At 42.2% G+C, this 8,506-nt stretch carries 6 protein-coding genes; 1 reads left to right on the forward strand and 5 read right to left on the reverse strand.

The window, feature by feature from the left end:
• Window positions 1-117 precede the first annotated feature (117 nt).
• The 4 genes from ruvX to GVY04_18005 all read right to left on the reverse strand — a co-directional run bounded on the left by ruvX (window position 118) and on the right by GVY04_18005 (window position 6,257).
• Window positions 118-516 carry a Holliday junction resolvase RuvX gene (ruvX, locus tag GVY04_17990; GenBank protein NBD17946.1) on the reverse strand — a complete coding sequence of 133 codons (399 nt, stop codon included), beginning with the start codon at window positions 514-516 and terminating at the stop codon, window positions 118-120.
• Window positions 517-528: 12 nt separating this feature from the next.
• Window positions 529-1,956 carry a DUF3084 domain-containing protein gene (locus GVY04_17995; GenBank protein NBD17947.1) on the reverse strand — a complete coding sequence of 476 codons (1,428 nt, stop codon included), beginning with the start codon at window positions 1,954-1,956 and terminating at the stop codon, window positions 529-531.
• A 12-nt stretch (window positions 1,957-1,968) separates the two neighbouring features.
• Window positions 1,969-2,646, reverse strand: a complete 678-nt coding sequence (gene ntcA, locus GVY04_18000) for a global nitrogen regulator NtcA (GenBank protein NBD17948.1) — start codon at window positions 2,644-2,646, stop codon at window positions 1,969-1,971.
• Window positions 2,647-3,290: 644 nt separating this feature from the next.
• Window positions 3,291-6,257, reverse strand: coding sequence for a hypothetical protein (locus GVY04_18005; protein NBD17949.1), 2,967 nt, complete (start codon window positions 6,255-6,257; stop codon window positions 3,291-3,293).
• A 407-nt stretch (window positions 6,258-6,664) separates the two neighbouring features.
• Between GVY04_18005 and GVY04_18010 the strand changes: the two genes are divergently transcribed.
• Window positions 6,665-6,847, forward strand: coding sequence for a hypothetical protein (locus GVY04_18010; protein NBD17950.1), 183 nt, complete (start codon window positions 6,665-6,667; stop codon window positions 6,845-6,847).
• Between the two features lie 117 nt (window positions 6,848-6,964).
• On the opposite strand, the gene tnpB is transcribed toward GVY04_18010, so the two are convergent.
• On the reverse strand, window positions 6,965-8,182 hold the full coding sequence (gene tnpB / locus GVY04_18015; GenBank protein NBD17951.1) for an IS200/IS605 family element transposase accessory protein TnpB: 1,218 nt from the start codon (window positions 8,180-8,182) through the stop codon (window positions 6,965-6,967).
• Window positions 8,183-8,506: the final 324 nt, after the last annotated feature.

The following is an 8,506-nucleotide window of genomic DNA, read 5'->3' on the forward strand; positions in this document are numbered from 1 at the left end:
TCATTGGAAACTGAGCCTAGCAACCCTAAACAACTTTCGTTGTTTGAGTGGATAGGAGGTCAGGTAACTGATTTCCCAGAATCCCCCACTATAGCGTCAGCTTAGTGGGGGAGTATGTCAATCTTGAGAAAGAGTTGAGCGTTCCACTAATATAATTGCAACAATATCATCAATGGGGCGGGGAGGGACGCGCATCCCTTTGGGAATTAGACGCATTAATCCCTTGGGGGGATACAATTCCCAGTACCGATCGCGCGCTTCTAAGGTACTATTGCGCTCATCCACCCTCAAAATAGGAAGCAAAGGAAATTTGGCTTGCAAAGTCGCTTGCCACTCCTTAGAGGTGGTTTGATTTCCCAGGACAATTTTCTGAATCGGATCGTGAGCGTACCATTGTTCAATAGTGAGCAGAGCTTGATCCGAACGAACCACTTCCTGCCGCATCACGGTTCCCGTTTCATTGACGAGAGCCAGACCACACTTATCTCGTCCCGGATCAAATCCTAAGATTAACATTGTAATTAAAAATTAATAACTTAAAATGACTTTCTCGTCTTGCATCACTCTCAAGTTTAGTTGCAAAGGACCCGCTCGATCTGTTTTTTCAGCCGCGATCGCGCTAATGTGATCATAAGGTTCCTCTAATGCGGCTAACTGTTCCATAAATTGAATCACTTCCAGATTACTCTCTCCGACAAAAATCTGTCCGAGAACACCAGCACGACGAGCCCGAAACCGAGAAGCCGCTAGTAGCAAATCAATTCGCTCTGATAATTTGTCTTGTTGGACTTCCTTCGGGATTAAGGGAAGAGAAGCGATGACTTCACCTTGTTGAAAAACGGTCTGATTAGGAACGACATCAGCAAACACACGAATTTTTTTCTCACCACTTAAGTAATTTCCGGCTGTCACAATTTGAACAATGTATTCCTGACCATCTTTTAAGATTTCTTTGAGGCGCTTAATTTGGGATTGGGTAATCACCAGAACCTGTTCTTGAAAGTCTTCATTCCCCGGTTGTGTTGCTTCAATCGCATTTTGATTCGCTTGGCGAAGCATTTGATTAATCACGGGTTCGATCCGTTCTGAATTTGTAATTTGCACGACATTAAACGCCAAGACTTCTCCTTTCCGTAAAGCGACATTTCCTCGTCTGAGAGCTTGGTAATTTTGATAATATTGCTCCAGTGCTTGGATTTGTTCTTGCAATTGATTAATTTGCGTTTCTAATTCAGCCACTTGTTGCTCTTGAAATTGTAAAACTTCATCTCGTGTTTGAATCGTTTCATCCAGTTCGGCAATCTTTTGATCCTGGTTTTCAATCTCAGCTTGCAATTGTTTTCGTTGTTTTTCTAAGGTTTCCAATCGTTTTTCTGTGACTTGAAGTTGTTCTTTTTGACTGGCGAGTTCTTGATCTTTTTTGATGATTTCTTGTTCGAGCTGTTTGCGTTGGGCTAATAATTTTTCCCGTTCCTGGTTGAGGACTGAAAGTTGCTCGTTGAGTTGTCTTACTTTTTGGGAAACTGTTGCTAATTCTTCCTGAGTGGCTTGAAATTTACGATTGACTCGATCTAAACCCGATTGCGCTTCTGCTAAATCTTGTTCAACTTGTTCCTTGTCTTGAACAGCTTCTGCTAAGTCTTGTTCAACTTGTTTCTTGTCTTGAATCGCTTTTCCCAATTCACTGCGAGCGTCTTGTAAACGATTCAGATATTCATCCAAGCGAAAAATCCCTTTCCGTAAAGATTCACTGGTTGCAAATAAAATTCCCAGGGTGCTGGCAGCAATTAAGGTTCCCGTAAAAATAGTGACAAACGTAGCCGTTTGGCGGGGACGCAAGTGGAACATCCGTAAGCGAGCTTTCCCCACTTTGGTTCCTAGATAATCTCCCAGTGCAGCAAGTAAGCCACCTAGCAATAAAATTGCTGCAATTAATACAAGCGCACTGGTCATCATAGGGAAAAATTGTTAGGAAAATTGTTGACTGAGTACGACTGGATTATGTACGGTAATTTTTTTCTTGTAAATAGAAATCATCCCTTCTTCTCGTAATTCTCCTAAGAGGCGGGTGACGGTAACACGAGTGGAACCAATGGCTTCCGCGATCGCTTGGTGAGATAGTTTTAAGTCAATTTGAATCCCTTGATCGGCAGGTTGTCCAAAATCGCGACACAAAATCAAGAGAAAACTCACTAGCCGTGATCCCATATCACGATGGGCTAAGGTTTCAATCATCATTTCCGTTTGAAGAATGCGAGAGGATAAACCTTGGAGCATTAACCGCGTTAACTGCGCATTTTCTCGAAAGGCAATTTCTGCTTGTTCAATGGGAGCAGAGAGAAGTTCTACCGGGGTAAAAGCAACCGCATGATAAAACCGATCAGAGTGTTGACCTGTAATTAAGGACAAAACGCCAAAGATACTATTTTCCCGTAGAAGAGCGACTGTGATCTCTTCTCCCGTTTCATAAACTCGTGACAGTTTTACGGCTCCACTGAGTAAAAAGTAAACTCGTTCTGCCGGATCACCAGGAAAAAAGATAGTTTTTCCTCGATCAAAGTTTTCCACCACTGGGGTAATACCACCCCCACCGATTTGACGGAAGACTTCTTCTAAAGAGGTTTCTGGGGTTGTAAATAAGTTCATGTCACTGACCAACACCGATACAGTTTATTGAATTGACAATTGACAATTCATAATTGACTAATATTCAGAGTAAAGTCCTTCTTCAAAAGAAGGTGTAATCTCTGACAATTTATTGATTTCCTCCCATTATCTATTAAGTACATTCCTAATGACTGACAAAAGTCATGAGAGCCACTAAAGGGACACAATGAGATTAGACTCACCAGGGGCGACCAATAACAGCGCGCCGATTATCAATTGCTGACCAATGATTATCCGTAGGCATTCAATTCGGACGTACCGATGACTATCTATTATCTTTTGTCTATTGCGAGTTGTCCATTTTTGAGGGAGAGCATTTTGAGCTGTTGCCGTCAATTTTTCTTTACAAAAATTATTTTTGCGTAATAAAAATACATACAACTTGTTGCAGAAAATTTCACCACTTTTCAAAGCACAAAACGAATGAGCAAGGGTTCCAAGCAACTTAAAGCTCATGAAGACAAAAATACCGCTGGATTCTTGTTCTCCTCAATATATCGGAAACAGCGTAATCTCGTCAATCTTGTGCGGTCATTGGCAGAGTTAAAGTTTTGTAAATAGAGAGCTTATATAGAAAGATCTAATTAAAAAATAATAAAAGATTATTTTTTCTCATGCTTAGATCATAAAATCAATGAGCGAGGCTTTAAAAAACGGCGATCTAAACAGGCTAAGATGGCGAGTCGATCGCGCTCATACCATGCGGTAAGATTAATCTGGTACCGTCCTTGTTTGCCGGTTAATTTCACGCCAATGAGCCCTAGGAGTTGACGAAAGAGAGGAATGGGCTGCTGGGATTGGGTCTGTAATTTAAGCTGGGAATTGAGAGGAGAAGCTTGTATTTTTCCGAATAATTGTTGCAGGTCTCGGGAGTGATTTGTCCAGGTTTTTTCCAGTTGTAGAAACTGGGGGATGTCCAGGGTAATCAATCCTTGAACGATTGACCATTGCTGGTGCATTTCTTGAATCAGATGTTGTTCGAGAGCTGAATACCAAACCGATTGCATCATTTGTTGAGCAATTTCGGGATGATGGACGAGCCAAAATCGTTCTTGTTTGCTAATAAAAGCGTGATCGTCATATAAAATACGCTTGATAAAGCGTGGACTCCAAACCGCTGTTGTCTCAATGCCAGGGAGTTGTTTTCTAATTAGCTTGTGTGTCGTTTCCGCTTGTTTCCCATGCTGACTATCTCCCAGATAAATGGCTTCGGCGTTTATCAATTTTACAGTTTCTTTAGCTGTCTTTTCCTCTTGTTTAGCCGTAGGACAACTGGGCAAGGTGACTAACTCTACCTCATGACCCCTCTTGACTAATGCCTGATAGAGACATTCCCAGAGCTGGGATTGCTCGTAGTTCTGAATCGCTTTCAAAATACAGAAAGTTTGATAATGGCTTTCTTGGGTAACTGTGGTTACATCTTGCAGAAATTGTTCGACTACTGCTGTTGTTTCTTTTCCTTCTAATAAGGTACTTCCGGTTTGTAAAACCAGTGAGCGCATGGCTTGCACTAAAGCTTCAGGAAACTGGAAACTAGCAGTCTGATTTTGAACTTGTCCGTAACGGGAACACCACAACCACCGCTTTAATTTGGGATCGCGCACTCGACTCATCATCTGGAGTTGAGCATTGGTTTGTAAAATGCCAAAAAACAGACAAAATTGATCCGTAAAATAGTTGCGAATACTGATATCAACACCTGCTTCTGCGGCAGGGGTATAAATGAGATAGTCAGGACAATGGGTTTCAATGTAATCATTGGGATTTTTGAGAAAGGTTTGAATTTCAGGAGCAGCGATCGTTTTAGAGTCAATGCGTACCCCTTGCTTTCCACGTTGCGATAAGAGTTGATCCAATGCTTCGGCTTCGAGTTGGCTATCGGTACAAATAACCGGTTTAGAGGAAATGTCGGAAAGTTGTTCCAAAAGAGGGGAGCGATCGCTGCATTTTCCCTTCCCTTTCTCATCTTGGCTTTCTTGGAGAAATTTAATGGTAAAGGGGTCTCCCTGATAGCGATTTTCTACCTTCACGAGGGGGCGTTCTTTTCCCGCGAGACGATGGAGATAATCCACACACCAATCTGTTAACATCCCATCCAAGCAAAAAATACGTTTGGCTTGTTGCAGCGCTTCGGAAAAGCGTTGGATAATTTCCTCTCGCTTTTGTTTTAGGGTTTCTCCCATTAACAGATGAGTAACCACCGCAATGGCTTCGTCAATGATGATATTTTTTCCGGCAAAAGCCTCTGGTGAAAAATGATGAAGACTATCCACACATAATGCCAATTGGGAGTTGGGAACCGAAATTAAATCAAAGGCTTGCTCGGTTTGTAAATGAATAAAGCCCCAGCGTTGACAAGATTGCAGGAGTAACGAATTGCGATGTCCTAAAGCCAGCCATCCTTCGTCTTTTAACTCGGATACGACTTTCCCCAGCCAAGTGGTTTTGCCACTGCCTAAACTCGATTTAACGGCCAGCACCGTTCCTGCTGCTGGTGTTTCCCAGTCAAAGTATTGTTGATTAATAATATGAGTGGATTGATAAGTTTGATGAGGTTGAGCAGAATGAGTGCTTTCTAGCCCAGCTTCTGCGGCTAATTCCTCCACTAAAGAACGAAACGCTTTTCCCCTTGGCATACCATTTCCGCCTTGTAAAAAATGGCGATACTGAACAGCACCACCGCCGACTTCGCAGCCAAAACAATACCACTCTAAGGTCTGGGGATTTAAGGTGAAAGCCGTACCGCTTTGAGACTGATGACGAGGACAACACCCCCGCCAAGTTTCGCCAAATTGCTGAAATTGATGTCCCGACCAATGATAAATTTGTTCGAGGCTGAGACAAGAGGTGGCTTCTTCCAGGAGAGAACTTAAAACCGGTTTTTCCTTTACATCACTGGGAAAGTCTCGTCTGCGCGAGGTTAAGGTTAGCACGTTAGTGCTTTTTTGAGGTTGTGGTTGATTCTGGCTAATCAGAAATTCACAAAGCCAAGGCGGCGCGATGGCGACTTCTTTTTCTTCTGGTGCAACCAGCCACCGATAATGTCCGGTTTCACGATGAAATGAGGGGGGAAGTACCGATTGGTGCTGGTTATAACGAAATTCTAGTAATTCCCCCGCTGCGGTAGTCCACTCTTCCCATTGGGTAATAGTTTTACGACGAAAAGACTGTAACTTTTCCCGATAGTAAGGGGAAACTTGATAAAGGAGTTGACGACGACCTGATTTTCCCGAAGTCCAAGATACGGTTTCTGGAAGTGGGGCTTCGGCAAGGGCACTTAACAATTGTTCGGCACTACTGCCATCAATATCAAGGGCAAGCAATCCCCCAGAAACATTGCCGAGACGAAGACCATAACCCGAACAAAAGGCATGATACGGTTGACCGGTGCGTTTACTAATTCGTTTTTCTCCTTCCTTGAGTAGATGAGCAATCTTTTGATGAGGGATAAAAGGTTCATTTTGCCATCCTTCTCGATAAGGACGTTTTTCCCACAAGGGCGTTAAACTCCAGTGAGATGGTAAAACAGCAAGGGCTTGGGTTAGCTCTTTTGTGTTGGGAACAGGTTGAAAAGGAGTCCAATCAAGCATTTGGAGGAGTGGCTAGCGAATACAATCTGGAAGAGGAAATTAACTAATATAGCGAATGCTAAACGAATTATTTTACTCTTATGTCAGAAGACTAACTGCTCAATGAAGTTGAATCCGTCAGAGAAATCAAATCCATCTCTTCCAGCGAGGTTGCCGTTTTGTAACTTTTTATAAAGTGATCTTATAGTCAATTTAATTTGTTTTATATCAATAAAATAATTGATTTAGATAGATCACTTAGCAAGTAGAATAAAAGTTATTAGATTTATATGAGGTTTATCCGTTGTCACAGGCAGGAAATGCTTTTAGGGTGGGTATCATAGAATCAAAGCAATTCAAGGCTGTTAAAGCGCCGCTTTTCTCAGTTTTCTTGCTTGTACTCAACCAGAATCGTTTAGATAAAACAAATGCTAACCTTGACTCGTACTAGTACAACCCAAGATTTAAAGCATATTCAAGCCCGAATTGCAGCGCTTGTCCGAGGGATTCAAAGCCAGCCTGATAATCTTGCCGACTACGTTCAGGCGCTAGAAGTTCAGTTGCTATTGCTCAAGGAAGTCATTGATAACCTGCCCCAAGAGTCAGAGTGATCAGTCAATGATAATTTGAATTATTCAAAACATTCTTTGAGTTTCAAGGTTGAGTGGTTTAACCGATAGACCTAATTCAATTTTAGTCAGTGGGAGTGAGTGAACTACTCCAACCTGCTAACGCGAGGTCGGGGCTTCGATACTCGTAGGGGAATGCCCAAATTTGACCTTACGACCAAGTTTAGGACTTCTATCCCCTCCTACCGCAGCCGTCCCCGTTCCAGAGACGGAAAGCATTCTGATTCCTTCTGCTCTTATGTTAGCACTGGCATTCTCGTCACGATCATGGTGAGTGCCACATTGAGGACAAGTCCATTCCCTAACATCTAGGGTCAGACTTTCTAACTCATAATGACAATGAGAACAGATTTTTGAGCTAGGAAACCATCTATCAATTTCCACTAAAACTCCTCCTTTTTCTTTGAGTTTATAGTCCAAGAAGTTGACAAACATTCCCCAACTCACATCAGAAATGGCTTTGGCTAGTTTGTGGTTACGAATCATACCCTTGATGTTCAAGTTTTCCACAACGACTACTTGATTGTTGTCCACGATTTTTCGGGATACTTGATGAAGGTAGTCTTGGCGGGTATTGCTAACTCGTTCGTGTCCCTTAGCGACTAGCTTTCTCGCTTTATTTCTTGATTGAGAACCTTTTTGTTTACGGGCTAACTTTTTCTGTTTCCGTTTTAAGTTCCTCTCATGTTTAGAGAGGTGTTTTGGGTTAGGAAACTTAGAACATTTCTCTCCGTCGTGGACAATAGCAAAATCCTTGATTCCTAAATCAATTCCAGCCACCTTCCCTTCGGGAACTGGTTTTGGCTCTTCTTGTTGGGTTTCAAACAGCAAAGAAGCATAATAATTTCCAGTGGGAGCCCGACTAATGGTAACTGTTTTTAACTTCCCATCTTCAAAAAGTCGATGGATTTTTGCCTTGATTAACCCTTTCATCTTGGGTAGTTTTAAGGCTTTATTATCGACTATTTTGACGTTTTGAGGAAATTGGCAGGAGTGTTTATGGTGAAAACTTTTGAATCTTGGGGATCTTGCACGCCCTTCAAAGAAGTTCTGATAAGCCTTGGTAAGGTTTAAGGTGGTTGCTTGTAAGACTTGGGAAGGACAGTCTTTTAGGAAGGCTGTTTCTTCTTGACGTTTTAACGGAGGAAGATAAGAGTTAAGCGCGGTTCGCCCTAAGCCTTTCCCTGTATCTTTGTAGTGCTGTTTCGTTAAAGCCAAGGCATAGTTCCACCAATACCTAGCGCACCCCATTATTTGATTGAGTTGGGACTGCTGAGAGGGTGTTGGGTATAGCCTGACTTTGATTGCCCGTCGCATCACCGCAAAGGATAACGTAAATTATATTTATGATAAATTAAGCACCGAAGTTTGTCAAACCCTAACACAAATTGATTAGGCTACGTTCTAAGTTCGCTATCATCCCCCTCCTCAACGGAGTAGGAGGGGGAATTCTCGCTCACTTTCTTTAAAAATGATGATTAGAGAAGTTGAGCAAATCATTAATTGCCCAATCTCTCTTAGAGTGCTGCAATAAATAAATCGTCCTTTTACAATGAAAGAGAAGTCATGTATCGACGGAAGGTTAATGAACACAGACTCCATCGAATTAACCGACTCTCGAAAATCTCTCTTTCAAGAAAC

The sequence above is a fragment of the Cyanobacteria bacterium GSL.Bin1 genome (assembly GCA_009909085.1).
Taxonomy (GTDB): Bacteria; Cyanobacteriota; Cyanobacteriia; order Cyanobacteriales; family Rubidibacteraceae; genus Halothece.